This window comes from Dokdonella ginsengisoli, from assembly GCF_042652785.1.
In the GTDB taxonomy this organism is placed as follows: Bacteria; Pseudomonadota; Gammaproteobacteria; order Xanthomonadales; family Rhodanobacteraceae; genus Dokdonella_A; species Dokdonella_A ginsengisoli.
Window position 1 is genome coordinate 32,965 of sequence record NZ_JBHSHD010000002.1, and the last position, 26,585, is coordinate 59,549.

The window sequence follows — 26,585 nt, forward strand, 5'->3', positions numbered from 1 at the left end:
TGCGAGTCGCGCACGCTTGCGCGGACTCTGCATGGGGACTTGGGACGTAACATTGCGTTTTGCTGTCGTCAGACCTCTCGTTGAGGCGACGAAGCGTCTTGGAGTTATATGGTCAAGCCGCACGGCTCATTAGTATCAGTTAGCTCGGCATTACTGCGATACACACCTGACCTATCAACCACGTAGTCTTCATGGTGCCTTTAGGGGGCTTGTGCCCCGGGAGATCTCATCTTGAGGCGCGCTTCCCGCTTAGATGCTTTCAGCGGTTATCGCTTCCGATCGTAGCTACCCGGCAGTGCCACTGGCGTGACAACCGGAACACCAGGGGATCGTCCACTCCGGTCCTCTCGTACTAGGAGCAGCCCCTCTCAAATCTCCAACGCCCACGACAGATAGGGACCGAACTGTCTCACGACGTTCTGAACCCAGCTCGCGTACCACTTTAAATGGCGAACAGCCATACCCTTGGGACCGGCTACAGCCCCAGGATGTGATGAGCCGACATCGAGGTGCCAAACACTGCCGTCGATATGAACTCTTGGGCAGTATCAGCCTGTTATCCCCGGAGTACCTTTTATCCGTTGAGCGATGGCCCTTCCATACAGAACCACCGGATCACTAAGTCCTACTTTCGTACCTGCTTGATCCGTCGATCTTGCAGTCAAGCACGCTTATGCCTTTGCACACAGTGCGCGATGTCCGACCGCGCTGAGCGTACCTTCGAGCTCCTCCGTTACTCTTTGGGAGGAGACCGCCCCAGTCAAACTACCCACCATACACGGTCCCCGACCCGGATAACGGGCCTAGGTTAGAACGTCAAGCACTTCAGGGTGGTATTTCAAGGATGGCTCCATGCAAGCTAGCGCCTGCACTTCAAAGCCTCCCACCTATCCTACACAGAAGAACTCAACGTTCAGTGTAAAGCTATAGTAAAGGTTCACGGGGTCTTTCCGTCTTGCCGCGGGAACGCTGCATCTTCACAGCGATTTCAATTTCACTGAGTCTCGGGTGGAGACAGCGCCGCTGTCGTTACACCATTCGTGCAGGTCGGAACTTACCCGACAAGGAATTTCGCTACCTTAGGACCGTTATAGTTACGGCCGCCGTTTACCGGGGCTTCGATCAAGAGCTTCGCCTTGCGGCTGACCCCATCAATTAACCTTCCGGCACCGGGCAGGTGTCACACCCTATACGTCCACTTTCGTGTTTGCAGAGTGCTGTGTTTTTGATAAACAGTCGCAGCGGCCTGGTCACTGCGGCCCGAAAATGCTCAGCAACGCACGTTGCCACATTTTCGGGCGCACCTTCTCCCGAAGTTACGGTGCTATGTTGCCTAGTTCCTTCACCCGAGTTCTCTCAAGCGCCTTGGGATTCTCACCCTGCCTACCTGTGTCGGATTACGGTACGGTCCTCGTGATCTGAAGCTTAGAAGTTTTTCCTGGAAGCGTGGTATCAGTGACTTCGTCCTAAAAGGACTCGTCTCGGTGCTCGGTGTATGACCCTCCGGATTTGCCAAAAGGATCCACCTACCGCCTTTCCCCGGGACAACCAACGCCCGGTACACCTAACCTTCTCCGTCACTCCATCGCAATCACGAGCGGTTCTGGAATATTAACCAGATTCCCATCGACTACGCGTTTCCGCCTCGCCTTAGGGACCGACTAACCCTGCGCCGATGAACGTTGCGCGAGGAAACCTTGGGCTTTCGGCGAGGGGGCTTTTCACCCCCTTTATCGTTACTCATGTCAGCATTCGCACTTCCGATACCTCCAGCAGACCTTACGATCCACCTTCACAGGCGTACGGAACGCTCCTCTACCGCTCACACTTACGTGTGAACCCCGAGCTTCGGTGTATAGCTTGAGCCCCGTTAAATCTTCCGCGCGGGCCGACTCGACCAGTGAGCTATTACGCTTTCTTTAAAGGATGGCTGCTTCTAAGCCAACCTCCTGGCTGTCTATGCCTTCCCACATCGTTTTCCACTTAGCTATAACTTTGGGACCTTAGCTGCGGGTCTGGGTTGTTTCCCTTTTCACGACGGACGTTCGCACCCGCCGTGTGTCTCCCAGGCTTGCACGTGTTGGTATTCGGAGTTTGCCATGGTTTGCTAAGTCGCGATGACCCGCTAGCCATAACAGTGCTCTACCCCCAACAGTGATACCTGAGGCGCTACCTAAATAGCTTTCGAGGAGAACCAGCTATCTCCGGGTTCGATTAGCTTTTCACTCCTAGCCACACCTCATCCCCTACTTTTGCAACAGGAGTGGGTTCGGGCCTCCAGTGCGTGTTACCGCACCTTCACCCTGGGCATGGCTAGATCACCCGGTTTCGGGTCTACGCCTTGCGACTATGCGCCCTATTCAGACTCGGTTTCCCTTCGCCTCCCCTATACGGTTAAGCTTGCCACAAAACGTAAGTCGCTGACCCATTATACAAAAGGTACGCAGTCACCCTTGCGGGCTCCTACTGCTTGTACGCATACGGTTTCAGGTTCTATTTCACTCCCCTCTCCGGGGTTCTTTTCGCCTTTCCCTCACGGTACTGGTTCGCTATCGGTCGGTCAGGAGTATTTAGCCTTGGAGGATGGTCCCCCCATGTTCAGACAGGGTTTCACGTGCCCCGCCCTACTCACTTTCATCGCACAAGCCCTTTCGCATACCGGGCTATCACCGTCTACGGCCATCCTTTCCAGAATGTTCCGCTAGAACTTGCACGACTTTTGGGCTGATCCCCGTTCGCTCGTCGCTACTAGGGGAATCTCTGTTGATTTCTTTTCCTTCAGGTACTGAGATATTTCAGTTCCCTGAGTTCGCCTCCCAATCCTATAGATTCAGATTGGGATACCGCTTGCGCGGTGGGTTTCCCCATTCGGACATTCCCGGATCGAAGCTTGTTGCCAGCTCCCCGGGACTTTTCGCAGGCTACCACGTCCTTCATCGCCTCTGACCGCCAAGGCATCCACCGTATGCGCTTAGTCGCTTGACCATATAACTCCAAGTCGCCTCGGAGCCATACTTCCAAACAACTCAATTACTTCGCCTACTTGCCTCAACGACACGTCTGGTTCGACAGAACCAAAACGCTAGTTACGTCCCAAGTTTTCAAAGAGCATGACGCGCACTTCAACGTCGCGTCATAAAATTGATCAGTGTGCGATCCAGAAGAGTGGTGGGTCTGGGAGGACTCGAACCACCGGCCTCACCCTTATCAGGGGTGCGCTCTAACCACCTGAGCTACAGACCCGTGCTTTTCGTTGAAAAGTCCGTGCGTATCGCGCGGTTTTTCTTTTCGCGGACGGATCCGCGTGAAGCTACAGACTGGTGGAGCTGATCGGGATCGAACCGATGACCCCCTGCTTGCAAAGCAGGTGCTCTCCCAGCTGAGCTACAGCCCCTTAATGGGGACCTCGTGCGGCGTGCTGCCGCGCTTCTGGATGCAGGTATCTTGTGTGGGCACCTTGGGATGGCGAAGTCATACTCGAAAGGAGGTGATCCAGCCGCACCTTCCGATACGGCTACCTTGTTACGACTTCACCCCAGTCATTGACCACTCCGTGGCAAGCGTCCTCCTTGCGGTTAGACTACCTGCTTCTGGAGCAACCAACTCCCATGGTGTGACGGGCGGTGTGTACAAGGCCCGGGAACGTATTCACCGCGACAATGCTGATTCGCGATTACTAGCGATTCCGACTTCACGGAGTCGAGTTGCAGACTCCGATCCGGACTGAGATTGGCTTTCTGGGATTGGCTCCGCCTCGCGGCATTGCAACCCTCTGTACCAACCATTGTAGTACGTGTGTAGCCCTGGCCGTAAGGGCCATGATGACTTGACGTCATCCCCACCTTCCTCCGGTTTGTCACCGGCAGTCTCCTTAGAGTTCCCACCATTACGTGCTGGCAACTAAGGACAAGGGTTGCGCTCGTTGCGGGACTTAACCCAACATCTCACGACACGAGCTGACGACAGCCATGCAGCACCTGTGTTCCGATTCCCGAAGGCACTCCCGCATCTCTGCAGGATTCCGGACATGTCAAGGCCAGGTAAGGTTCTTCGCGTTGCATCGAATTAAACCACATACTCCACCGCTTGTGCGGGCCCCCGTCAATTCCTTTGAGTTTCAGTCTTGCGACCGTACTCCCCAGGCGGCGAACTTAACGCGTTAGCTTCGACACTGAGCACCTAAGTGTGCCCAACATCCAGTTCGCATCGTTTAGGGCGTGGACTACCAGGGTATCTAATCCTGTTTGCTCCCCACGCTTTCGTGCCTCAGCGTCAGTACTGGTCCAGATGGCCGCCTTCGCCACGGGTGTTCCTCCCGATCTCTACGCATTTCACCGCTACACCGGGAATTCCACCATCCTCTACCGTACTCTAGCTTGCCAGTATCCATCGCAATTCCCAGGTTGAGCCCAGGGCTTTCACGACAGACTTAACAAACCGCCTACGCACGCTTTACGCCCAGTAATTCCGAGTAACGCTTGCACCCTTCGTATTACCGCGGCTGCTGGCACGAAGTTAGCCGGTGCTTATTCTTTGGGTACCGTCATCCGCGCGGAATATTCAACCGCACGATTTCTTCCCCAACAAAAGGGCTTTACAACCCGAAGGCCTTCTTCACCCACGCGGCATGGCTGGATCAGGCTTGCGCCCATTGTCCAATATTCCCCACTGCTGCCTCCCGTAGGAGTCTGGGCCGTGTCTCAGTCCCAGTGTGGCTGATCATCCTCTCAGACCAGCTACGGATCGTCGCCTTGGTAGGCTTTTACCCCACCAACTAGCTAATCCGACATCGGCTCATCTTATCGCGTGAGGCCTTGCGGTCCCCCACTTTCACCTTACGGTCTTATGCGGTATTAGCGTAAGTTTCCCTACGTTATCCCCCACAATAAGGCAGATTCCGATGTATTCCTCACCCGTCCGCCGCTCGCCGCCAGGGTTGCCCCCGCGCTGCCGCTCGACTTGCATGTGTTAGGCCTGCCGCCAGCGTTCACTCTGAGCCAGGATCAAACTCTTCAGTTGAAATTGCAGACATCCAGGCCGAAGCCCTTCCGTCAAACTTCTGAGTGTGAACCAAGCCTGCGTAAAACATTGCTGCTTTGACGTTTGCTTGGACGCACTTTGTATCGATGGACTTACATCCACCACAAGGCGCCCACACAAGTTACCTGCGCACACTTTCAAAGATCAAAGGCTTGCGAGAACTTCTTGTCTCGCGCCCCAAGACATTTCGTCGTAGGGAGCCGCGTACTATACAACCTTTTTCGTAACCGTCAACACCCCGGAGCGACTTTTTTTCGTTCCGTGATGTCCGGTCGGAACCGAACATCTCGCTTCGCCAACCCGTCCCGAAGGACCTGTCGTCGAAGGGCCGCGAATCGTACAACCAATCTTCGATTCGTCAACCCCGGCAAGCGAACTTTCTTCAACTTCGCTTGCCGCCGTCTGCGTCGTGCGGATCGTTCGTTTCGAGCGACCCGTCGGTGCAGGGCCGCGCATCCTACATCCAATCCGGGATTCGTCAAGCACCCGCGACGAACTTTTTTCGCGGCCGTCGTCGACGGCCGCGCGGAAGCCTTCAAAAGCCTACGCGCCGGCGACCAGCCGCACGCGCGCGAAGGCGCGCTTGCCGATCTGCAGCAGCAGCTCGCTGCCGGCGGCGAGCACGCGCTCGCGGTCTTCCACCACGGAGCCGTCGATGCGCACCGCGCGCTCGGCGAGCTTGCGCGAGACCTCGGAATTGCTCGAGGCGAGCTTGGCCGCCACGAACAATGGAGCGACGCGTATGCCTTCCGCCGGAACGGCAATGTCCTGCAGCGGCAGATCGACGTCGACGCGTTGCTCGCGCACCAGTGCGGTCCACTGCTCCGCTGCGCGATCCGCCTCGTCCCTGCCCTGGAAGCGGGCGGCCAGCTCGCGCGCGAGCGCCAGCTTGGCGTCGCGCGGGTGCAGCTGTCCGGCGGCGACGTCGTGCTTCATCGTTTCGATCTCGGCGGCCGAGCGATCCAGGCTGAGCAGCTCGTACCAGCGCCACATCAGCTCGTCGCCGATCTTCATCGTCTTGTTGACGATGTCGATCGCCGGCTCGTTGATGCCGACGTAGTTGCCGAGGGACTTGGACATCTTGTGCACGCCGTCCAGCCCCTCGAGCAGGGGCATCGTCAGGACGATCTGCGGCGGCTGGCCGGCGTCCTCCTGCAGCATGCGCCCCATCAGCAGGTTGAACTTCTGGTCGGTGCCGCCGAGCTCGACGTCGCACTTCAGGGCGACCGAGTCGTAGCCCTGCACCAGGGGATACAGGAACTCGTGGATCGCGATCGACTGCTGCGCGGCATAGCGCTTGGCGAAATCGTCGCGCTCGAGCATGCGCGCGACGGTGTGCTTGGCGGCCAGCCGGATCATGTCGGCGGCGCTCATCTGGCCGAACCACTCGGAATTGAAGCGCACCTCGGTGCGCTCGCGGTCGAGCACCTTGAACACCTGGTCGGCGTAGGTCTTCGCGTTCGCCTCGATGTCCTCGCGGCTGAGCGGCCTGCGCGTGACGTTCTTGCCGCTCGGGTCGCCGATCATTCCGGTGAAGTCGCCGATCAGGAAGATCACCTGGTGCCCCAGGTCCTGGAACTGGCGCATCTTGTTCAGCAGCACCGTGTGGCCCAGGTGCAGGTCCGGCGCCGTCGGGTCGAAACCCGCCTTGATCCGCAGCGGCCGGCCGAGCTTGAGCCGCGCCTCGAGCTCCTCGTGCTTGATGATTTCGTCGGCACCGCGGCCGATCAGGCCGAGGGCTTGCTGGATGTCGCTCATGAGGCTCCTTAGTCGTGCCGCAGTGCACCTTGCAACGAATCTACTTATGGATTTTTCTTCTTCCCCCGCGCACAGGGGAAAACGGTCGCGCGGTTAATAATTTGTTAGATCAAAGACGTCTCGCAACTCCTTGTTGCGATTGGGATTGACGTCGCCTGCGCAAGCCCTTTATGGTACCGCGCGATTGACCGGACCGCGACCGTGACCGACAGCAAGAACGCCACTCATTCCGTGCGCCACACAGCCCGTCGCCTGGCGATCCGGCGCCACACCCAGCGCAAGCATTTCCATTTCTACTCGCGATGGTCGAACTGGACCTTCGTGCAGAACATGTCCGCCTTGCCGATCCGCTGGCGCGCCGAGCACTGGATCCTGGGCGGCGTCGCGCTGCTGCTGACCGCCCTGGTCGGCATCGTGATCCCGACCTGGGCCAACGCGACGCGGCACGAATCGGACCCGACACCTTACACCACGCTCAACATCGAACTGCCGCAGCTGCCGCCCGGCAGCGAAGCCGATCCGGCCATCGGCGGCTACGGCGTTGCCGGCGATGCCGAGCCGGAGTGGCGCATCGTCGCCGTCCGCGCCGGGCAGTCGCTGTCGGACATTTTCCGCGAGCAGGGCTTCGGCCCCAACGACCTGCAGCGCGCCCTGGACTCGCAGGGCGACGCCTCGCCGCTGCGCCGCATCCGTCCGGGTCAGGAATTCGCCTTCGCGCCCGGCCCGGACGGCGATCTCGCCGCGATGCGCTTCGAGCGCGACGACGCGACCCGCGTCGTGCTGCGCTTCGGCGCCGACGGCGTCAGCGAGACCACCGAGGACCGCGCCGTCGAGCGCCGTACGCGCGTCGCGCACGGCGTGGTCACGCGTTCGCTGTTCTACGCCGGCGAGCAGGCCGGGCTCAGCGACGCGATGGTGCTCAAGCTCGCCAACGCCTTCGGCTACGACATCGACTTCGCGCAGGACCTGCGCGAAGGCGACAGCTTCAGCGTGATCTACGACGACGTCTACCGCGAGGGCGAGCACCTGCGCGACGGCGACATCATCGCGGCGACCTTCATCAACCAGGGCAAGCGCTACACCGCGGTGCGCTACACCAACGCCTCCGGCGAGACGCTGTTCTACAACGAAGCCGGCCGCCCGCTGCGCAAGTCGTTCCTGCGCACGCCGGTCGAGTTCACGCGCATCTCGTCGGTGTTCTCCACCGGCCGCATGCACCCGGTGCTCGGCTACATGCGCGCGCACAAGGGCGTCGACTACGCCGCGCCGACCGGCACGCCGATTCGCGCCGCCGGCAACGGCAAGATCACCTTCCGCGGCTGGAGCTCGGGCTACGGCAACTTCATCACGATCCAGCACAACAGCACGATCACGACCGCCTACGGCCACATGTCGCGCTTCGCCAACGTGAAGGTCGGCCAGAACGTCAGCCAGGGCCAGACCATCGGCTACGTCGGCATGACGGGCCTGGCGACCGGCCCGCACCTGCACTACGAATTCCGCGTCAGCGGCCAGCACCGCAACCCGCTGACCGTGACCCTGCCGATCGAGGAAGCGCTGCCGGCGGCCCAGCTCGCGCAGTTCAAGCTGAAGACCGCGCCGATGCTGGCCCGGCTGAAGACGATCGACGGCCTGCAGTACGCCCGCGCCGGCAACTGAGCCGCGCGTGGCGCCGGCATCCTGGCTCTATCTCGGCCTGATCTCGGGCACCAGCGCCGACGGCATCGACGCCGCGCTGGTCGAGTTCGCCACGCCGCCCGCGGCCGAACCGTTCACCGCCGGCCATTCGGGCAAGGCCAGCTGGCCGCTGCGGATCGTCGCCGCGCGGACCACGCCGTATCCGCAGGACCTGCGCCGGCGCGTGCTCGCGCTGGCCACCTCCGACGCCTCGATTACGCTCGACGACTACGGCCGGCTCGACGTCGAGATCGGCGAATGCTTCGCCGCCGCCGCGAACGCGTTGCTGGATGAAGCCGGCGTGCGCCGGGGCGCCGTCGTGGCGATCGGCTCGCACGGCCAGACCGTGCGCCACCGCGTCGGCGGAGCGCATCCGTTCACCCTGCAGATCGGCGATCCGAGCGTGATCGCCGAACGCACGGGCCTGACCACCGTCACCGACTTCCGCCGCGCCGACGTCGCTGCCGGCGGCCAGGGCGCGCCGCTGCTGCCGTCGCTGCACGCGGCCGCCTTCGCCGACCCGGCCGTGCCGCGCGCGATCCTGAATCTCGGCGGCATCGCCAACCTGACCCTGCTCGAACACGCCCGCCCGGTGATCGGCTTCGACAGCGGCCCGGCCAACTGCCTGCTCGACGCCTGGGCGGAGCGCCATCTGGGCGCGCCGCGCGACGAGAACGGCGCCTGGGCGCGCAGCGGCCGCGTCGACGAGGCGCTGCTGGCCGAGCTGCTGGCCGATCCCTACTTCGCCGCCGCGCCGCCGAAGAGCACCGGCCGCGAGGATTTCAACCTCGCCTGGCTCGATGCGCGCCTGCCGTCGCGATGCGCTCCCGCCGACGTGCAGGCGACCCTGCTCGCGCTGAGCGCGCGCAGCATCGCCGACGCGTTGCGCGCACACGCGCCGGCCACGCGCGAGGTCTACGCCTGCGGCGGCGGCGTGCACAACGCGGCGCTGATGGAGGCGCTGCGCGCGCAGCTGCCGCGCCTGCGCGTCGACAGCACCGCGGCACTGGGCCTCGACCCGGACTACGTCGAAGCCGTCGGCTTCGCCTGGCTCGCGCGCGAGCGCCTCGACGGCGATCCGGGCAACCTGCCCAGCGTCACCGGCGCACGCGGGCCGCGGCGGCTCGGCGCGATCTATCCGGCCGGCGGCGACGGCGCGCTATCGCGCCCGATGTCGCGATAGCGCGGCCACAGCAGGATGAGCAGCAGCGTCGCCGGGATCAGCGCGAGCACCGTGATCACGAAGTAGGCGCCGTAGCCGACCGACATCGCAATGCCACCGGCGAAGATGCCGAGCAGCTTGCCCGGCAGGTTCACCAGCGAACTCAGCAGCGCGTACTGCGCCGCGGTGTGCTGGCGATTGACCAGAGCGGACAGGAACGCGACCGTCGGCGGCCCGAGCATGCCCAGCGTGAAGTTCTCGGCGGAGATCACCGCCGTCAGCACCAGCAGATTGCCCTGGTGCGCGATCAGGAACAGATAGAACAGATTGCTGCACCCGCAGAGCAGGATCGTCGCGCACAACGGCCGCCAGGCGCCCCAGCGCAACACCATCGCGCCGCCGACGAAGGCGCCGAGGATGCCGATCCAGACGCCATAGAACTTGGTGACCAGGCCGATCTCGGTATTGGAGAAGCCCATGTCGCGATAGAACGGGCTCATGATGCCGCCGATCGTGGCCTGCTCCGGAATCTTGAACGTGAGCAGGAAGGCCAGGGTCAGCAGCGCCAATGGGGCGCCGAAGCGGCGGAAGAAGTCCGCCAGCGGATCGACGATGCTGATGCGCATCGCGTTTCGCCAGCCTTGCGGGTATGCGCGCTCGACGACGGGCTCGCGCGCGACGAAGACGGCCAGGATCGGAATCGCCATGGCCGCCGCCATCAGCAAGTAGACGGCGCGCCAGGGGATGTGGTCGGCCAGCATCGCGGCGAACGCGAAGCTGACCATCAGACCGAGGCGGTATCCGAGCGAATAGGTCGCCACCAGCGCGCCTTGTTGTTCGACCGAGGCGATTTCGATGCGGTACGCGTCGACGGCGATGTCCTGGGTCGCGCCGAACACGGCGACGGCGAGCGTTGCGACGATGAACGTGGGCAGGTTCTGCGGCGTCAGCGCCGCCATCGCGAGCAGTCCGGCGACCACGCCCAGCTGGGCGAAGACCAGCCAGCCGCGGCGCAGCCCCAGGTGCGCGAAACCGGGCAGCTTGAAGTGGTCGAGCAGCGGTGCCCAGAGGAACTTGAACGCGTAGGCGAGGCCGGCGCTGGCGATCATCGTGATCGACTTCAGCTCGATGCCGGCGTCCTTGAGCCACAGCGCGAGCGTGCCGGCAACGAGCAGGAACGGCAGGCCGGAACCGAAGCCGAAGAACAGCATCGTCCACGCAGCCGGCTGCGCAAACGCCTTCCAGACCGAAGGCTTGTTCTTCGCCGCCTCGCTCACGTGGCGTATTCGACCAGATACGGCGCGTGGTCGGAAAAGCGCGGCGCCGGCGTGATCGCGCACTTGCGCGGACGCAGGCCCGGCGTGGCGAACTGGTAGTCGATGCGCCATCCGACGTTGTTCGCGCGCGCCGCGCCGCGGTTGCTCCACCAGGTGTAGTCCTGTCCCTGCGGGTGCAGCGCGCGATAGGTGTCGATCCAGCCGCGCGCGGCCGGCGGCGTGCCATCGCTGCCGCCGTCGTCGGCGAGCTGCGCGTTCAGCCAGGCGCGCTCGGGCGGCAGGCAGCCGGAGTTCTTCTGGTTGGAGGACCAGTTCTTGATGTCCAGGCGGCTGCGCACGATGTTCCAGTCGCCGCACAGCACGTACTCGCGGTCGCTGGCCAGCCATTCGTCGAGGACGGGCTTGAGCCACTCCATGACCTTGAACTTGAAGCCCTGCCGCTCCTCGCCGGAGGAGCCGGACGGAATGTAGAACGAGACCACGCTGAGCTTGCCGTAGCGCGCCTCGATGTAGCGCCCCTCGTCGTCGAACGGCGCCCAGCCCAGGCCGGTGCGCACCTCGTCCGGCTCGCGCCGGGAATAGATGGCGACGCCCGAATAGCCCTTCTTGGTCGTCGCGTCGCGGTAGAAGCAGTGATGACCGTCCGGACGGAACATCGGATCGGTCAGCTGGTCCTCCTGCGACTTGGTTTCCTGCAGGCAGACCACGTCGGCCTTCTGCTCGCGCAGCCAGTCGAAGAAGCCCTTGTTCGCGGCGGAGCGGACGCCGTTGGCGTTGAAGGAGATGATTCGCATGAAGGGCTGAGGGCTGAGGGCTGAGGGCCTAGCGTGCCCCGCTCGCGACGTCAGTGGCAATAGCTGACGATTCCAGGCAACGAACTGCCGCGAGTCCGCCTACACTGGCAGACCTCAGCCCTCAGCCCTCAGCCCTCATGCTTTCGAGCCAACGCGCCTTCCTCGACCTCGCCGTCGCCCGCAACGTACTGCGCTTCGGCGAGTTCACGCTGAAGTCCGGCCGCGTGAGCCCGTACTTCTTCAATGCCGGGCTGTTCGATTCCGGCAGCGCCCTGGCCACGCTCGGCCGCGCCTACGCCGATGCGGTCGCACGCTCGGGGCTCGAGTTCGACATGCTGTTCGGGCCGGCCTACAAGGGCATCGTGCTCGCCGCGGTGACGGCGGCGGCGCTGGCCGAGCATCACGGCCGCGACCTGCCGTTCGCCTACAACCGCAAGGAGGCCAAGGACCACGGCGAAGGCGGCGTGCTGGTCGGCGCCCCGCTGCAGGGCCGCGTGCTGATCGTCGACGACGTCATCACGGCCGGAACCGCGATCCGCGAATCGCTGGCGCTGATCCGCGCGGCGGGAGCCGTCCCGGCCGGCGTGCTGATCGCGCTGGACCGCGAGGAGCGCGGCCAGGGCAGTCTGTCGGCGACGCAGGAACTCAGCGCCGAGCACGGCATTCCGACGTTCGCCATCGCGCGCCTGAACGATCTGCTCGCCTACGTCGGCGACCGCCCGGAACTGGCCGCTCATCGGCAGAAACTGGCCGACTACCGCGCCCGCTACGGAGTTTGAACCAGCCCGCACCGCTTCGCCGCCCGCCTCGCCTATACTGGCCCGCGGAGGGTGCCTGCATGCTTGGTGGATCGTCGCGTCTGATCGTCTGTACGCTCGCGCTCGCCTGTGCCGGCGCCGCGGCCGTCGAGAAAACCGGCCGCAACCAGTACAAGTGGCGCGACGCCGGCGGCGCGCTGCACTATTCCGACGCCTTGCCGCCCGAGGCCGCGCAGTTCGGCTACGAAGTCGTCAACGGCCAGGGTGTGGTGATCCGGCGCGTCGAACGCGCCAAGACCACCGAGGAAAAAGCCGCCGCCAAGGCCGAACTGGCCAAGGCCCAGGCGCTGCGCGAGGAAGCCGACACGCGCGCCCGCAGCGACGCCCAGCTGCTCTCGGCCTATCCGACCCAGAGCGATCTCGAACGCGCGCAGCACCAGAAGCTCGACCTGGTCGACCAGCAGGTCAACGCCGCGCGCATCAGCCTGCGCAGCCAGGAACAGGCGCTGACCGACCAGCTCGCGCACGCGGCCGAGGTCGAGCGCAACGGCAAGACCCTGCCCGAGGCGCAGGCCACGCAGATCGCGCAGACGCAGAAACAGGTCGACGCGCAGCGCGCCGCCCTCGCCCGCCGCGAAAGCGAACGCGCCGCGGCGGCGGAGAGGTTCGCGGCCGAGGCCGCGCGCTATCGCGAGCTCAAGGCCAAGCTCGCGCAACGCTCGCCGGGGCAGTGAACTAGGAAGGGGCCCGCTGCGGCGTCGTGTCCACCGGCGCCGGCATCCGTCAAGAGCCGTCGCCAGCGAAAAGCGATCTCTCGCACAGACGCAGAGAGAAAGAGCTTTTTTCTCCGCGCCTGTGCGTCTGCGCGGGAAAATCTTCTTCGCCTTCCTCAGAACGGCATCGGCAGCGCCGGATCCAGCGCCTTCAGCTGCGCGCGGAACAGGTCCTGGATCCGCGCCAGCGCCGCCGAATTGTCGGCGTCGAAGCGCAGCACCAGCACCGGCGTGGTGTTCGACGCGCGCACCAGACCCCAGCCGTCCGGCCAGTCGGCGCGCAGCCCGTCGATGGTGGTCAGGCGCGCGCCGTCGAACCTGGCCTGCTCGCGGAACGCCTCGATGAAGCGGTAGTGCTCGCCTTCGCGCATCGGGATCTTCAGTTCCGGCGTCGAGACGCCCTTCGGCAGCGTGTCGAAGATCTGCTGCGGCGTGCGCCCTTCCGGGTCCGCGGCGAGGATCTCCATCAGCCGCGCGGCGGCGTAGATGCCGTCGTCGAAGCCGTACCAGCGCTCGCCGAAGAAGAAGTGGCCGCTCATCTCGCCGGCCATCGCCGCGTCGGTCTCGCGCATCTTCGACTTGATCAGCGAATGCCCGGTGCGCCACATCAGCGGGCTGCCGCCGTGCTGCAGGATCACCGGCTGCAGATGGCCGGTGCACTTGACGTCGTAGATGATCGTCGCGCCGGGGTTGCGGGTCAGGATGTCGATCGCGAACAGCATCAGCAGGCGGTCCGGGAAGATCACCTCGCCGCTGGGCGTGACCACACCGAGGCGGTCGCCATCGCCGTCGAAGGCCAGACCGAGATCGGCCTTCTCGTGCTTCACGACGGTGATCAGGTCCTCGAGGTTGTGCAGGTCGGACGGATCGGGATGGTGGTTGGGGAAGGTGCCGTCGACGTCGCAGTACAGCGAAATGACCTCGCAGCCGATGCTCTCCAGCACCGCCGGCGCGAACGCGCCGGGAATGCCGTTGCCGCAGTCGACCACGACCTTCAGGCGACGCTCGGTCTGCACGTCGTCGCCGATGCGGCGGATGTAGTCCGCGCCGACGTCGATCGCCTGCAGGCCGCCGTGCCCATCGACGAGGCGGTTCTCGACGATGCGTGCGTGCAGATCCCTGATCGCGCCCTCGGACAGCGTTTCGCCGCCGAGCACGATCTTGAAGCCGTTGTAGTCCGGCGGATTGTGGCTGCCGGTCACCGAGATGCCCGAGCCGGTGTGCAGGTGATAGTTGGCGAAGTACGTCACCGGCGTCGGTGCGGCGCCGATGTCGATCACGTCCATGCCGGTCGAGCGCAGGCCGTCGATCAGGGCGCGCACCAGTTCGGGTCCGGACAGGCGTCCGTCGCGGCCGACCACGATTTCCTTCAGCCCGCGCTCGCGCGCCTCGCTGCCGACCGCGCGGCCGATCAGGCGCGCCACGTCGTAGGTGAGACCCTGGCCGACCACGCCGCGGATGTCGTAGGCGCGGAACATGCTCGCGTCGACGTGGACCGGCTCGTTCGACGCCGGTGCGGCCGGTTTCGCCGCCGCGGACTTCGCCGCGGGCTCGGGTTGCTGCTGGATCGCTTCGACCAACGTGATCTCCTGGATTTTGGCTTGGGATGGACGTTGCAGCATGGCCACGGCGCGCTGAACGCCGACCTGCCGCAGCCACAACGCGAAGCCGCCGCCGAGCAGGCTGAGCAGGGTCAGCACCGACAGCAACGCCACGCTTCGCGGCACGACGATGAAATAGGCCGGCTCCGCCTTGCCCACGCGCAGGCTCGAGCCCGGCACCGGCACGCCGAGGTCTTCGCTCGGCACGGCGCGGCCGGCGCCGACGCTGGCGATCTGCAGATCGCCGCGCCCGTCGCCCTGCCGCAACTGCAGCTGCGCGCCGTCGATCGAGGCGGCGTTGAACGTGTCGAGGATCGGCGCGAACGGCAGCTCGACCACCGCGTACGCGCGCAACCGCCCGCCCGCCGCGGCCGGCTGCGCCATCATCAGGCGCTGCACCTTGTCCGCATCGGTGCGCATTTCCGCCGGCGGATGCTCCGGATGCATGCGCGCCTGCATCAGCGCGGCCGCCTTGGCGTAGCCGAGCGTCTTGAGGTCGCCGGCGAGCACTTCGTCGAGGTTCGGGCTGAAGAACTGCGCGTCACTCGCCTCCGGCAGCGCTTCCTTGAGAGCAGCTGCGGCCGCCGCATGGTCGAGCGCGCCGTCGCCGGCCAGCACCTGCTGCACGGACGGCGAGGCGAGCGCCGCGCGTACGCGCTCGGTGGTCTGGCGGATCTGCTTGGCCAGCGCGTCGACGGTCGTCGCGCGTACGCGGTCGGCCTGCTCGGCGCCGCTGTCCGCGCGCCAGACCAGCCACGTCTGCCAGGCCAGGAACAGGCCTGCCGCCAGCAGCACGGTCGCCAGCGCCAGCGACAGCAGCGAACGCCAGTCCACGCTCAATCCCGGTCGTGCCGCGTTCGCTTCATCCATCGACCGCCCCCTTTTTGGTTCGCGAAACCGGACTTGCCCTCCGCCGGCCGGGCAGCGGCGGCGTTTCCCGCGCGTGCCTTCAGTGCCTGCCGGAGCTGCCGAAACCGCCGGCGCCGCGCTCGCTCGGCGCGAACTCGTCGACGATCTCGAAAGCGGCGCGCACCACCGGCAGGATCACCAGCTGCGCGATGCGTTCCCCCGGCGCGATCGTAAACGCGGCGTCGGAACGGTTCCAGCACGAAATCATCAACGGCCCCTGGTAGTCCGCGTCGATCAGGCCGACGAGGTTGCCGAGCACGATGCCGTGCTTGTGGCCGAGGCCGGAGCGCGGCAGCACCACCGCGCAGAAATCCGCATCGCCGATGTGGATCGCGATGCCGCTGGGGATCAGCGCGCTGGCGCCGGCGTCCAGCTGCAGCGGCGCGTCGAGCATCGCGCGCAGGTCGACGCCGGCCGATGCCGGCGTGGCGCGCTCGGGCAGCGGGAATTCGCGGCCGATACGCGGGTCGAGGATCTTCAGCTCGACCTTCATCGCGCCGCGTCCTTGGCGCCGCGGCGTTCGGCGATGCGCGCGACCAGCGCGCGCGCCAACTCGCGCTTGTCGGCCTGTGCGAGCTCCTCGCGCCCGTCCGGCCAGAGCAGCAGCAAGGCGTTGTCGTCGCGCTCGAAGCCGCAGTCGGCGCCGACGCGGTTCGCCGCGATCATGTCCAGCCGCTTGCGCTCGAGCTTGGCGCGCGCGTACGCCTCGACGTTCTCGGTCTCGGCGGCGAAGCCGACCACGAACGGCCGCTGCGGCAGCGCGGCGACTTCGGCGAGGATGTCGGGATTCTGCACCAGGGCGAGTTCGAGCCCGCCGTCGCCGGATTTCTTCAGCTTCTGCGGCGCCACCGCCGACGGGCGGAAGTCGCCGACCGCCGCGGCGGAGACGAACACGTCGTGCCGCGGCGCCTGCGCCAGCACCGCGTCGCGCATCTCGCGCGCGCTGCGCACGTCGATGCGCTCCACGCCGGCCGGCGTGGCCAGCGCGACGGGGCCGGCGACCAGGGTCACCTGCGCGCCTTCGCGCGCGGCCGCCTCGGCGACGGCGAAGCCCATGCGGCCGGAGCTGCGGTTGCCGATGAAGCGCACCGGGTCGATGTCCTCGAAGGTCGGTCCGGCGCTGACCAGGAACTTCAGCCCGGCCAGCGTGCGCGGCGCGCGCGAAGCGGCCAGCCGCGCGACGAGCTCCGGCGGCTCGAGCAGCCGGCCGGGTCCGGATTCGGGTTCGGCCATCGGCCCTTCCGCCGGACCGAGGATCGCCACGCCGCGCTCGCGCAGGACGGCGACGTTGGCCTGGGTGGCGGCGTGCGCCCACATGTGCAGGTTCATCGCCGGCGCGATCGACAGCGGCGCCGTGGTCGCCAGGCACAGCGTGGTCAGCAGGTCGTCGGCGGCGCCGTGGGCCAGGCGCGCGATTACGTCCGCCGAGGCCGGCGCGATCAGCACCTCGTCGGCCCAGCGCGCCAGCTCGATGTGGCCCATCGCCGCCTCGGCGGAGTCGTCCCACAGGCTGCTGCGGACCGGGTTGCCGGACAGGGCCTGGAACGTCAGCGCGGTGACGAAGCGCGCCGCGTTCTCGGTCAGCACCACGCGCACCTCGGCGCCGGCGTCGCGCAGCCGGCGCACGGTCTCGGCGCCCTTGTACGCGGCGATGCCGCCGGAGACGCCGAGCAGCACGCGTACGCCGGCGAGGGAGGGACGATTCATGTAGGAAACCGCGGACAGGACACGAAGCGGCTAGCTTACTGAAATTCGCGCCGATCGCCGCTGCGGTGCCGCCGGGCCGTGGCTATCCTGCCTCGCAACGCGGTCATTTCGACATGCCTTCCGGTTCGCTGCGCCCGCCCGCGAGGCGCACGGCACCGAGGCGAAGTCCGCGCCCTTCCACTGCCGGCTTTCCCATGACCATTCGTGATTGGCCATCCGCCGAACGCCCACGCGAAAAACTGCTCGCCCGCGGCGCCACGGCGCTGTCGGACGCCGAACTGCTCGCCGTCTTCCTCGGCTCCGGAAGCCACGGGCGCAACGCCATCGAGCTCGGCCGCGACCTGCTCTGCGACGCCGGCGGGCTGCGGCCGCTGCTGGACATGCATCCCAAGCCGGACATCGGCACCGTCGCCTGGTGCCGGCTGCAGGGTGCGCTCGAAGTCGGCCGGCGCTACCTCGACGCCGACCTGCGCGAACGCGAGACCCTGCACGACCCGATCGCCAGCGCGCGCTACCTGAAGTCGCGCCTGGCCGGCTACCCGTACGAGGTGTTCGGCTGCCTGTTCCTCGACGCGCGCCATCGCGTGATCACGTTCGAGGAGCTGTTCCGCGGCTCGATCGTCGGCACCCACGTACATCCGCGCGAGGTCGTCCGACGCTGCATTGCGCACAACGCGGCGGCTGCGATCCTCGCCCACAACCATCCGTCCGGCGTGGCCGAGCCGAGTGCCGAAGATATCGCCATCACGACCCGTCTGCGCGAAGCGCTCGATCTCATCGACGTACGCCTGCTCGACCACTTCGTGATCGGCGACGGCGTGCCGACTTCGCTGGCGCAGCGCGGATGGCTGTAGCGTGCCTCACGCCATGAAGCCGAGGTCGCGGCGGTCGAACGCGCGCAGGTTCGGGAACACGAGGTCGAGCGCGTCGTCGGGCACGCCGAACCAGCGTCCGAGCGTCGCACCGTACTGGTCGACCGCCACGCGCGGGATCAGGTTGCCGTCGCCGGCGATGTCCTGGCTGTCCGGCGACAGGTCCGGCACCGCGCCGAACACGCGCCGCCCGCGCACCGCGCCGCCGAGCACGAACAGGTGGTTGCCCCAGCCGTGGTCGGAGCCGTCGCCGTTGCTGGTCAGCGAGCGGCCGAACTCGGTCGCGGCGAACGTCGTCACGTCGGACTCGACGCCGAGCTCGACGCTGGCGGCGTGAAACGCCTTCACCGCGCGCGACAGGCCCGCCAGCAGCTGCGGCTGGTCGGCCATCTGCGCGTCGTGCGTGTCGAATCCGCCGAGCGAACAGAAGAAGATCTGCCGGCGCAGGCCGAGCGCCTGGCGCACCGAGATCAGCTCCGCCGCGCGCCGCAGCTGGCTGCCGAGCGCGAACGCGAAGCGATCGGCCGCCGGCGCACCGACGGCCGGCGGCTCGGGAAAGGCGGTCGTCAGCGGCGGCGCACCGGCGAGCGCGTCGGCCAGCACGCGGTAGTCCTCGACCGCACCGAGCAGGCGGCGGCGATAGCTTTCCACCAGCAGGTTCGGATGCGACTGCGCGAGCTGCGCCTCGACCTCGCCGACCGCGCTCGGATCGAGGTCGGCCTCGATCGAGCCGATCGCGCCGACGTCGACCGACAGCGCATCCGTCCGGCGGCCGGCCTGGAACGGATTGCTGCCGGCCAGCGACAGGTTCATCGCCAGCGCCGCGGCAGGATTGGCGACGTCGTGCAGCAGGTCGGCGATGCGCCCGCCCCAGCCGCTCGCCGGCGTCGTGTCGACCGCCGAACGCGCCTCCAGCGACTGCCAGAACGCCTGCTGGTCGTTGTGCGAGAACAGCTGCGGCGGCAGGCGCGCGGTGCGCTCGTCGTACTGCCGGCGCGACACCGGTTCGAGCAGCGCGCCGACGTTGGCCAGCAGCGCGAGCCTGCCGCCCTCGAACAGTCCCTGCAGCTCGGCCAGCGCCGGATGCAGGCCGAGCGCGAAGCCCGGCCCCTCGAGCGGCGCGATCGGCAGCAGTGCCTCGCGCGGCAAGGTCATGCCGCGCCGGCGCGCAGCGTACGCGGCGTACTCGGTCTGCGAGCGCGGCACGAGCAGGTTGTGGCCATCGTTGCCGCCGAGCAGGAACACGCACACCAGCGCCTTGAAGTCGCTGCCCGCCGGCGCCGACTGCGCCCAGGCCGCATTGAGCAGGGAAAGGCTGGCGGGCGCTGCGAAGAACGCCGAGCCGCCGGCCAGCGCGGCCAGGCTGCGGCGCAGGAAGCCGCGACGCGAATGCGGGCAGGATCGTGAATTCATGGCAAGCCCTCAGCGCTGCACGGCGTATTCGGCCGACGTGGTGATCAGGTAGAGCACGTTCTGCACGCGCCGCCGCGTGTCCGCCGCCGGGATCGACAGCAGGCGCGCATGGATGCGCTGGCGCAGCGAGGCGGACATCTGGCCGCCGAGCAGCAGGTCGTCGCAGCGGTCGAGCAGCGCGTCGAGCGCGCCGGGCGGCGCCTCCACTCCGCCCGCGGCCGGGCGGATCGCCGCTTCCCAGCGGTCGAGCCGGATCACCCGCACGCGCGGATCGAGTTCGTCCATCGGTCCGCCGAGCCAGCCCCAGTAGATGCGGCCCGACAGGTCGTTGGTCATGTGGATGGCGAAGTTCGCGCTGATCGCCTGCATTTCCGGCGCGACCATGCCGGCCGTCAGCGGCGGTCCGGGCGCGTGGTCGGGAGCGAAGAAGTTGAACACCGACGGCGACAGCAGCGCGGCCTGGTTGTAGCGCTCCTGGATGTTGAGGTCGTCGTACATCAGCTCGTCGTTCTTCCAGGTCACCTCGAACGCGCGCCACAGCTGGGTCAGGCGCAGCAGCGGCTCGCGCACCTTGCCGAACGTCGCCGGCGCCGTGCGATGCCCCTCGCGCGCCTCCGCATCGAGCAGGATCGCCCGCACCGTCGCGGCGAGATCGCCGCGCACGCCGGCGCCGTTGTCCTCGAACGCGGCGGCCACGCGCGCGACGTAGGCCGGCGACGGATTGCTGGTGACCAGGCGCTGGATCAGCTGCCGGCCGACGAACGGCGCCACGTTCGGGTGCTCGAACAGCACGTCCAGCGCCGCCTCCAGCTCGGGCCGCGCGTCGCGGCCGGCGGGCAGCACCGCGCCGTCGAGCAGACGCTTCTCGCCGCGGTCGTGATAGGCCTCGAACGGCACCATCTCGTGCTCGGTGCTGCAGGTGAAGTTCTCCTGCTCGAACGGATCGTCCGGGCATTGCTGGCCCGGCCCGCAGTGGCAGGCCCAGCCGGTGAACACGCGCGCGAACCCGCGCACCACGTCGCCGTCGTAGGTCGGCACCGTGGCGCCGTCGGCCAGGACCGGCGTGCCGTCGCGGTTCAGCCTGACCAGGCCGATCGAGAACAGCTGCATGACCTCGCGCGCGTAGTTCTCGTCGGCCTGGATGTTGGCCGCCGCATCCGGCTTGCGGTTGCGGTACATGCTGAGGTAGCGCCCCATCGCCGGGCTCAGCGTGACGTCCTCGAGCAGCTGGCGGTAGTTGCCGAACGCGTTGCGCAGCAGGATGTCGTAGTAGGCGCCGAGCGCGAGGCCGTCGTTGCCGAGCGCATTGCCGCGTTCGGAGACGACCAGGATCTCGCTCAGCGCGAACGCGACGCGCTGGCGCAACTGGTCCCGGCCGCCGAGCGCGTTGACGAACCAGGCTGCGCACAAGCGCGCGAACGGCAGCGGCTGCAACGGATCGGTGACGCCCTCGGCGCGGCGCATGTGCGGCAGCACGTAGCCCGGCGGCTGCTGCATCTGACGGTCGAGCCAGGCACCGTAGCCGCTGCCCGCGAGCGCGGCGAGGTCGGCTTCGGAGGCGCCGAACGTGGCCTGCGCCAGGAAGCGGCTCGCCTCGGCGCGATCGGGCGGCGCGTCGGGAGGAATCTCGAAGCCGTTGGCGAAGATCGTGTCGTTCGCGGCCGCGGCCGGCGAGGAAAGACCCAGCGCGAGCGCGCCGGTGATTGCGAGCGTGCGAAGTCCCATCGAGCGTTCCCCTGTTCCGTCGTCCAGGAGAACGGAACGGGGCGTCGATTCCTATCAGGGGACCGGCACTCGCCGCGAAGGCGTGGCGGCGGCGGTGTGCGATGGCGGCGGGAGATCGGTGCGTCCCTGCACCCGGGCGCCGTGCGCATCCCGCACGCCACCATCTCTCCACCGTTCGCGTCGCCGCGCGGGGTGAACTCTAGGCACCGAATGCGACAGGTCGGTGACGGCGCCCGTACGAAAAAAAGAAGGGCGCGGCTTTCGCCGCGCCCTTCCGCAATTGCTGCAGCAGATCAGCGCTGGATGAAGTGCGTCCAGCCGATCGTCCAGTCGTCGTTGCCGTCGCGGAACGCGCCGATGTACGGAGCGGCGGTGAAGAAGCCGTCCTCGTCGATCAGGCGGCCGCCCGAGGTCAGCGGCGAACCCGCCGCCGGCAGGAAACCGGACAGGCCCGGATCGCCGGTCTCGTTGCCTTCGCCTGCGTCGAACAGCGCCTGCGCCTTGCCGGCCGTGGTGCCGCTGCTGCCGTCGGCGACCGCGACCGTGCAGTTCAGCCAGGTGTGGTCGAGCGTCAGGTCCGGACCGCCGATCAGCGCATCCGTCGCCGCGTGGTCGACGTACAGGCAGGCCTTGCCGGACTTGTTGAAGCCGCTGACCAGGATGTTGCTCAGGTGGCCGCCGGTGCCTTCCTTCAGGTGCAGGCCGTTGCCCCCGCCGCTGCCGTTGCCGATCAGGGTCACGTTCGACCAGCTCGGGATCGCGCGCGGCGAGGCGTCGTTGTTGTCGGCCTGGTTGGACGACTCGAAGCCGTTGTCGTTGCCCAGCGCCAGCGATTCGTCGGCCCACTTGACGTAGGCGAACTGCACCTTGCCGCTCCAGCCTTCGTCCCAGTCGAAGCCGTCGTCGCCGCCTTCGTAGGAGACCAGGTACTTGGCGTTGACCGTGCCGCCGAACCACTCGAAGCCGTCGTCCTTGCCGCGATAGGACTGCAGGTGCTCGAGCACGGTGCCGTCGCCGACCGCCTGGAAGGTGAACGCGTTGACTTCGCGGCCTTCGGTGAAGATGTAGCCGGCGTAGCGCGACTGCACGTAGCGCAGGCTGCCCGAGCTGTCGTGCGGGTTGTCGCCGCCGTAGCGCAGCGTGCTGTCGAATTCGCTGCGGCAGTCGAACGGCGCGGCGATGCACTTGTTGTCCGGCGCGTTGCCCGACAGCACGATGCCGCCCCAGTCGCCCGGCGCCGGCGTCTGGCCGGTGTGGCCGTCACGCGGGCTGGTGAAGACGATCGGCGCGTACGGCGTGCCGTTGGCGACCAGCTTGGAGCCCGGATTGACGTACAGGTAGTCGGCGCTGTTGCCGCTGCCGGTGATCAGCGTGCCCGGCTCGATCGTCACGGTCGCGCTGTTGGCGTTGTCGCCGCCGACGGTGACCAGGCCTTCGAGCTCCCAGGTGGTGTCGTTGGTCAGGGTCAGGTCGCGCGTGATGGCGCCGGTCAGCACGCAGGTGCGCGGCGCGGCGCCGGCGGTGGTGCCGGCCGGGCAGGCGGTGAACTTCTTCTTGTAGGTGCAGCTCGAGCCCTTCGGCGAGGCGACGTCCTGCAGCGCGTTGAGCGTGTAGGAAATCGGCTGGTAGCCCGAATCGGCGGCCGGCGTGATCGACAGGGTCGCCTCGCCGCAGCTGGCGAACTCGATCGTCGCGCTGCCCAGGACCTTGCGCGTCGGATTTTCGGTCGGCGCGCCGTTGAAGGTGCCGCCCGCGTATTCGTACAGGTCGGTGGTGGTGCTGTACTCGAACTCGCCCAGCGCCGGCGTGGCCGACACCCACAGCGGCTTGCCGTCGTTGTCGTACAGGTAGCCGGCGATGTACAGCACGCGGGTGCCGTCCGGATTGGAGATCACGTCGAACACCCAGCCGCGCGAGGCGCCGTGCGCGTTGGAGATGTCGCCCCAGGCGCCGTCGAAGGCGTCCGACAGGCGCAGGGCGGCATGCGCCTGACCGGCGGCGAGCGAAGCGGCGATGATTCCGCCGAGCAGAAGCTTGTTGCACAGAGATTTCATGAAATTCCCCGGTGATTGAACAGTTCGGAGTACGAAATTCGGAGTACGGAAACCCGGCGGCGCCCGGCGCCGACCACCCCTCGTCAGCGTATGGGTGGCATGTGACGGTCGGATCGCACGCAGATGACAGTCATGCGACCCGCCGGCGTCACTGCTTGCGTAGCTCCGGCCGCCATTCCAGGCTCAGCAGCATTTCGCGGCCGCGCCGGTAGGCGCGCGTGGACAGCCCGCCCTGCGTGTAGTCGACCTTCGGATCGAGCAGGTTGCGCAGGCGCAGCGTCCAGCGCCAGTCGTCGGCGAAGCGCTGGCGGAACTGGAAGTCCAGCGCGTCGAACGCTTCCTCGTAGATGTCCGGCTGTCCCTGCACGCCGACCTGCGAGATGCGCCGGCCGGAACGGTTGAACAGCAGCGTCGCCTCGATGCCGCGGTCCTCGTTGAGATAGCCGAACTGGGTGTTGACGATGTAGGGCGACTGGCCCTGCATCGGCCGCGACAGGTTGGTCTGGTAGCTCGCGCTGGCCGGGTCGAGGGCGACGTTGGACTTGATCCGCGCGTAGTTGAAGCCGACGTAGAAGTCGGCCAGGTCCACGCCCTTCAGCCAGCGCTCGCCGACGAAGCCGAGCCCCTTGTGCAGCTCGAGCTCGAGGCCGTAGTTGTGCGCGCTGCGCGCGTTGGCGAAGCTGAGCAGAGGCGAGGAGCCGGGCAGGCGCAGGCGCTCGATCGGATCGCTGAACTTCTTGTCGAACGCGCCGACCGACAGGCTGTCGGTGTCGGAGAAGTAGTACTCCCAGCGCAGGTCCAGGTTGCGGATGCGCGTGGTCTTCAGATCCGGGTTGCCGAGCGTGTCGATGTCCAGTTCCGGATCGGTGAACGGCGCGCGCGACAGCTCGCGGAAATCCGGCCGCGACAGCGTGCGGCTGAAGCCGAAGCGCAGCTGCGCGTTCTCGCTGTAGATCCAGGTGAACGCCGCCGACGGCAGCCAGTTCGTGCTGTCGTCCTTGGCGACCACCGGCGGCGCGTGCTCGTTGACGATGCTGAAGGTGGTGACGTTCTGCGAATTGCTCTCGCGCCGCACGCCGAGCGCGAGGCGGTACCTGCCCTGCCAGTTGAAGTCGGCGTCGACGAAGCCGGCGTTGATCGTCTGCTCGGCGCGGTAGTTGTCGGTCGCGCGCGTGGTCTCGCGCAGCACGAAGCCGTCGGGCCGGATGTTGCCGGGCGAGAGGATGTCGCCGATCGGCCGCAGGTACAGGTCCGGATCGTTCACCAGCAGCGGCGAGTTCGGCGCCAGCTGGAAGGTGAACGTGCGGATCGCCGCGTCGCGGTCGCGCGTGGTGCGTTCGCCGCCGGCGGCGAGCTTGAGCGTCGTGCCGTCGCCGAAATCCATCGGCAGCGTGGCCTTCAGGCCGAAATCGTTCTGCTTGTCGCCCAGCTCGCCGAAGGTCGTGGAGTTGGAATCCGAGCGCCGCGAGAATTCGAGCACGTCCGCGCCGGCGTAGTCGTAGCGGTAGCGGCGCGTGTTCGGCTCGTCGCGTTCGGCCTTGGCCCAGGTGTAGCGCCAGTCGATCTCCAGGTCGCGCGCGGCCGGGAACGCGTGGTGGCCGCTCAGCTGCTCGGCGTGCAGCTGGTTCTCGACCCACTTCTGCTCGTAGAAGCGCGAGTCGACGCTGTCGACCGTGCCGTCGCTGATCTTGGCGCGGTCGTCGGTCTGGCGCAGCAGCAGGCTGGTCAGGCCGATGCGGTGGTTCATGCCCAGGTCGAGGCCGACGCCGAGGAAATAGCTCGCGTCGATGCTGCGCTGGGTGTCGTCCACGCTTTGTTTGGCGACCGGATTGAGACCGGAGTTGCTCGCCGCGTAGACGTTGCGCGTCTCTTCGAAGCGGTCCCAGTTCTGGTTGTAGCGCACCGCGCCGATCACGCCCAGGCGCACGTCCTCGGCGACCTGGAAACCGTTGCCGATGCCCAGCGAGAAGCCGCTGTCCGGCCCGATCTTCTTTGGGTAGATGCCGTAGCCGCCGCCGGCCAGGTCGCGGCCGTAGGTGGCCAGCTGCTCCGGGGTCGCGCCGTCCGGGTCGGCGCCCGACTGCGGCCGCAGGTAGCGCCCGCCGGAGATCGCACCGGCCAGCGAACCGGGCATCTCGCGCGCGCCGTCGTCGTAGCCGGTCCAGTCCTCGCCGCCGCCGCGGTAGCGCAGGCCCTTCTCGCCGGTGGTGCCGTCGACGTAGCCGAGCGTGCCCTGCGCGCGGAAGAAGAACCCCTGCGGCACCTCGCGCGTGCGCAGCTGCACCGTACCGCCGCCGAACTCGCCGGGCATGTCGGGCGAGTAGGACTTCTGCACGACCACGCCGTCGAGCAGCTCGTTCGGGAACAGGTCGAGCGGCACCACGCGGCGCGTGTAATCCGGGCTCGGAATCGGCGCGCCGTTGAGCAGCACGCTGGAATAGCGCTCGCCCAGGCCGCGCACGTAGACGTACTTGCCGTCGACCAGGGTCAGTCCGGTCACGCGCTTGAGCGTGGTGGCGACGTCGGAATCGCCGGTGCGCGCGATCTGCTCGGCGCCGATCGCCTCGGTGACCACGCCCGAGCTGCGGCGTTCGTCGAGGTACAGCGTCTGCGATCCGGTGGCGACGCGGCCGTGCACGGTGACGCCGGAAAGCTGGTTCGGCGCGCCGCCGCCGTCGCCGCCCGACGCCGTCGCCTCCGCGGCGACGACGATCTCGGCCAGCGCCGACTTGCCCGCCTCGACCTGGATGCCGTCGCGCAGCGAGGTGCCGTAGCCCTCGGCGTCGACGGCGATGCCGTAGGTGCCCGGCGGCACGTCGATGTGCGCGTCGCCGGCGGCGTCGGTGCTCACCTCGCGCGTCACGTCGCCGCCCGCGGCGGCGCTGCCGAGCAGGCTGATCTTCGCCGCCACGCCCTTGCCGTCGGCCGCGCGCACGCGCACCAGCAGCGGCGCCGCCGTGCGGCCCTGTTCGACACCCTCCGCCGCCGATTGCGCGCGCGGCGCCTCGGTCATGAACAACATCACGGCGACGGCGATCGCCGACAGCCGCAGGCCTCCAGTCATC

General features: G+C 67.0%; 15 protein-coding genes, 2 tRNA genes and 2 rRNA genes. 5 read left to right on the forward strand and 14 right to left on the reverse strand.

Annotation, left to right across the window (positions count from 1 at the left end):
• Positions 1-108 precede the first annotated feature (108 nt).
• The 5 genes from ACFO6Q_RS00495 to tyrS all read right to left on the reverse strand — a co-directional run bounded on the left by ACFO6Q_RS00495 (position 109) and on the right by tyrS (position 6,798).
• Positions 109-2,985: ribosomal RNA gene (locus ACFO6Q_RS00495) — 23S ribosomal RNA — on the reverse strand.
• A 181-nt stretch (positions 2,986-3,166) separates the two neighbouring features.
• Positions 3,167-3,243 (reverse strand) — tRNA-Ile (locus tag ACFO6Q_RS00500).
• A gap of 75 nt (positions 3,244-3,318) precedes the next feature.
• Positions 3,319-3,394: transfer RNA gene (locus ACFO6Q_RS00505), tRNA-Ala, on the reverse strand.
• Between the two features lie 86 nt (positions 3,395-3,480).
• Positions 3,481-5,019: ribosomal RNA gene (locus tag ACFO6Q_RS00510) — 16S ribosomal RNA — on the reverse strand.
• The 16S and 23S rRNA genes sit together here with 2 tRNA genes alongside, the layout of an rRNA operon.
• Before the next feature lie 564 nt (positions 5,020-5,583).
• A complete protein-coding gene (gene tyrS, locus ACFO6Q_RS00515; protein WP_380018514.1) occupies positions 5,584-6,798 on the reverse strand; it encodes a tyrosine--tRNA ligase in 1,215 nt (404 codons plus the stop codon).
• Positions 6,799-6,999: 201 nt separating this feature from the next.
• Between tyrS and ACFO6Q_RS00520 the strand changes: the two genes are divergently transcribed.
• Together ACFO6Q_RS00520 and ACFO6Q_RS00525 are read left to right on the forward strand one after the other, a co-directional pair.
• Positions 7,000-8,457 (forward strand): OapA family protein, encoded by a 1,458-nt coding sequence (locus ACFO6Q_RS00520; protein WP_380018515.1) that lies wholly within the window; start codon positions 7,000-7,002, stop codon positions 8,455-8,457.
• Between the two features lie 7 nt (positions 8,458-8,464).
• Positions 8,465-9,658 carry an anhydro-N-acetylmuramic acid kinase gene (locus ACFO6Q_RS00525; protein WP_380018516.1) on the forward strand — a complete coding sequence of 398 codons (1,194 nt, stop codon included), beginning with the start codon at positions 8,465-8,467 and terminating at the stop codon, positions 9,656-9,658.
• On the opposite strand, the gene ACFO6Q_RS00530 is transcribed toward ACFO6Q_RS00525, so the two are convergent.
• A complete protein-coding gene (locus ACFO6Q_RS00530) occupies positions 9,610-10,914 on the reverse strand; it encodes an AmpG family muropeptide MFS transporter (protein WP_380018517.1) in 1,305 nt (434 codons plus the stop codon). The two genes, ACFO6Q_RS00525 and ACFO6Q_RS00530, sit on opposite strands and share 49 nt — an antisense overlap.
• Complete coding sequence (locus tag ACFO6Q_RS00535; RefSeq protein ID WP_380018518.1) at positions 10,911-11,708, reverse strand: exodeoxyribonuclease III; 798 nt, start codon at positions 11,706-11,708, stop codon at positions 10,911-10,913. The genes ACFO6Q_RS00530 and ACFO6Q_RS00535 overlap by 4 nt, the downstream gene beginning before the upstream one ends.
• Before the next feature lie 137 nt (positions 11,709-11,845).
• On the opposite strand from ACFO6Q_RS00535, the gene pyrE reads away from it, so the two are divergent.
• On the forward strand, positions 11,846-12,487 hold the full coding sequence (gene pyrE / locus ACFO6Q_RS00540) for an orotate phosphoribosyltransferase (protein ID WP_380018519.1): 642 nt from the start codon (positions 11,846-11,848) through the stop codon (positions 12,485-12,487).
• Between the two features lie 59 nt (positions 12,488-12,546).
• Positions 12,547-13,200 carry a DUF4124 domain-containing protein gene (locus ACFO6Q_RS00545; RefSeq protein ID WP_380018520.1) on the forward strand — a complete coding sequence of 218 codons (654 nt, stop codon included), beginning with the start codon at positions 12,547-12,549 and terminating at the stop codon, positions 13,198-13,200.
• Positions 13,201-13,355: 155 nt separating this feature from the next.
• Here ACFO6Q_RS00545 and ACFO6Q_RS00550 read toward each other — a convergent pair whose 3' ends face one another.
• The 3 genes from ACFO6Q_RS00550 to coaBC all read right to left on the reverse strand — a co-directional run bounded on the left by ACFO6Q_RS00550 (position 13,356) and on the right by coaBC (position 17,456).
• A complete protein-coding gene (locus ACFO6Q_RS00550; RefSeq protein ID WP_380018522.1) occupies positions 13,356-15,710 on the reverse strand; it encodes a phosphomannomutase/phosphoglucomutase in 2,355 nt (784 codons plus the stop codon).
• A gap of 79 nt (positions 15,711-15,789) precedes the next feature.
• On the reverse strand, positions 15,790-16,242 hold the full coding sequence (gene dut, locus ACFO6Q_RS00555; RefSeq protein WP_380018523.1) for a dUTP diphosphatase: 453 nt from the start codon (positions 16,240-16,242) through the stop codon (positions 15,790-15,792).
• Complete coding sequence (coaBC, locus tag ACFO6Q_RS00560; protein WP_380018524.1) at positions 16,239-17,456, reverse strand: bifunctional phosphopantothenoylcysteine decarboxylase/phosphopantothenate--cysteine ligase CoaBC; 1,218 nt, start codon at positions 17,454-17,456, stop codon at positions 16,239-16,241. Before coaBC ends, dut begins: the two co-directional genes overlap by 4 nt.
• A 194-nt stretch (positions 17,457-17,650) precedes the next feature.
• Here coaBC and radC point away from each other — a divergent pair, with 194 nt between their 5' ends.
• Positions 17,651-18,310 (forward strand): RadC family protein, encoded by a 660-nt coding sequence (gene radC / locus ACFO6Q_RS00565; RefSeq protein ID WP_380018525.1) that lies wholly within the window; start codon positions 17,651-17,653, stop codon positions 18,308-18,310.
• 6 nt (positions 18,311-18,316) lie between these two features.
• Here radC and ACFO6Q_RS00570 read toward each other — a convergent pair whose 3' ends face one another.
• From ACFO6Q_RS00570 to ACFO6Q_RS00585, 4 genes are all read right to left on the reverse strand, one after another.
• Positions 18,317-19,741: a DUF1501 domain-containing protein gene (locus tag ACFO6Q_RS00570; RefSeq protein WP_380018526.1), complete on the reverse strand. Its 1,425-nt coding sequence runs from the start codon at positions 19,739-19,741 to the stop codon at positions 18,317-18,319.
• A 9-nt stretch (positions 19,742-19,750) separates the two neighbouring features.
• Positions 19,751-21,466, reverse strand: coding sequence for a DUF1800 domain-containing protein (locus tag ACFO6Q_RS00575; RefSeq protein WP_380018527.1), 1,716 nt, complete (start codon positions 21,464-21,466; stop codon positions 19,751-19,753).
• Positions 21,467-21,759: 293 nt separating this feature from the next.
• Positions 21,760-23,520, reverse strand: coding sequence for a hypothetical protein (locus tag ACFO6Q_RS00580; protein ID WP_380018528.1), 1,761 nt, complete (start codon positions 23,518-23,520; stop codon positions 21,760-21,762).
• A 148-nt stretch (positions 23,521-23,668) separates the two neighbouring features.
• Positions 23,669-26,584, reverse strand: coding sequence for a TonB-dependent receptor (locus ACFO6Q_RS00585; protein ID WP_380018529.1), 2,916 nt, complete (start codon positions 26,582-26,584; stop codon positions 23,669-23,671).
• Position 26,585 lies beyond the last annotated feature (1 nt).

What these genes read in the sequence shown, in the direction of transcription:
- coaBC (WP_380018524.1), bottom strand. Translation starts at nt 17,456, where the DNA reads ATGAATCGTCCCTCCCTCGCCGGCGTACGCGTGCTGCTCGGCGTCTCC.
- radC (WP_380018525.1), top strand. Translation starts at nt 17,651, where the DNA reads ATGACCATTCGTGATTGGCCATCCGCCGAACGCCCACGCGAAAAACTG.
- ACFO6Q_RS00570 (WP_380018526.1), bottom strand. Translation starts at nt 19,741, where the DNA reads ATGAATTCACGATCCTGCCCGCATTCGCGTCGCGGCTTCCTGCGCCGC.
- tyrS (WP_380018514.1), bottom strand. Translation starts at nt 6,798, where the DNA reads ATGAGCGACATCCAGCAAGCCCTCGGCCTGATCGGCCGCGGTGCCGAC.
- ACFO6Q_RS00545 (WP_380018520.1), top strand. Translation starts at nt 12,547, where the DNA reads ATGCTTGGTGGATCGTCGCGTCTGATCGTCTGTACGCTCGCGCTCGCC.
- ACFO6Q_RS00580 (WP_380018528.1), bottom strand. Translation starts at nt 23,520, where the DNA reads ATGAAATCTCTGTGCAACAAGCTTCTGCTCGGCGGAATCATCGCCGCT.
- ACFO6Q_RS00585 (WP_380018529.1), bottom strand. Translation starts at nt 26,584, where the DNA reads ATGACTGGAGGCCTGCGGCTGTCGGCGATCGCCGTCGCCGTGATGTTG.
- pyrE (WP_380018519.1), top strand. Translation starts at nt 11,846, where the DNA reads ATGCTTTCGAGCCAACGCGCCTTCCTCGACCTCGCCGTCGCCCGCAAC.
- dut (WP_380018523.1), bottom strand. Translation starts at nt 16,242, where the DNA reads ATGAAGGTCGAGCTGAAGATCCTCGACCCGCGTATCGGCCGCGAATTC.
- ACFO6Q_RS00535 (WP_380018518.1), bottom strand. Translation starts at nt 11,708, where the DNA reads ATGCGAATCATCTCCTTCAACGCCAACGGCGTCCGCTCCGCCGCGAAC.
- ACFO6Q_RS00575 (WP_380018527.1), bottom strand. Translation starts at nt 21,466, where the DNA reads ATGGGACTTCGCACGCTCGCAATCACCGGCGCGCTCGCGCTGGGTCTT.
- ACFO6Q_RS00550 (WP_380018522.1), bottom strand. Translation starts at nt 15,710, where the DNA reads ATGGATGAAGCGAACGCGGCACGACCGGGATTGAGCGTGGACTGGCGT.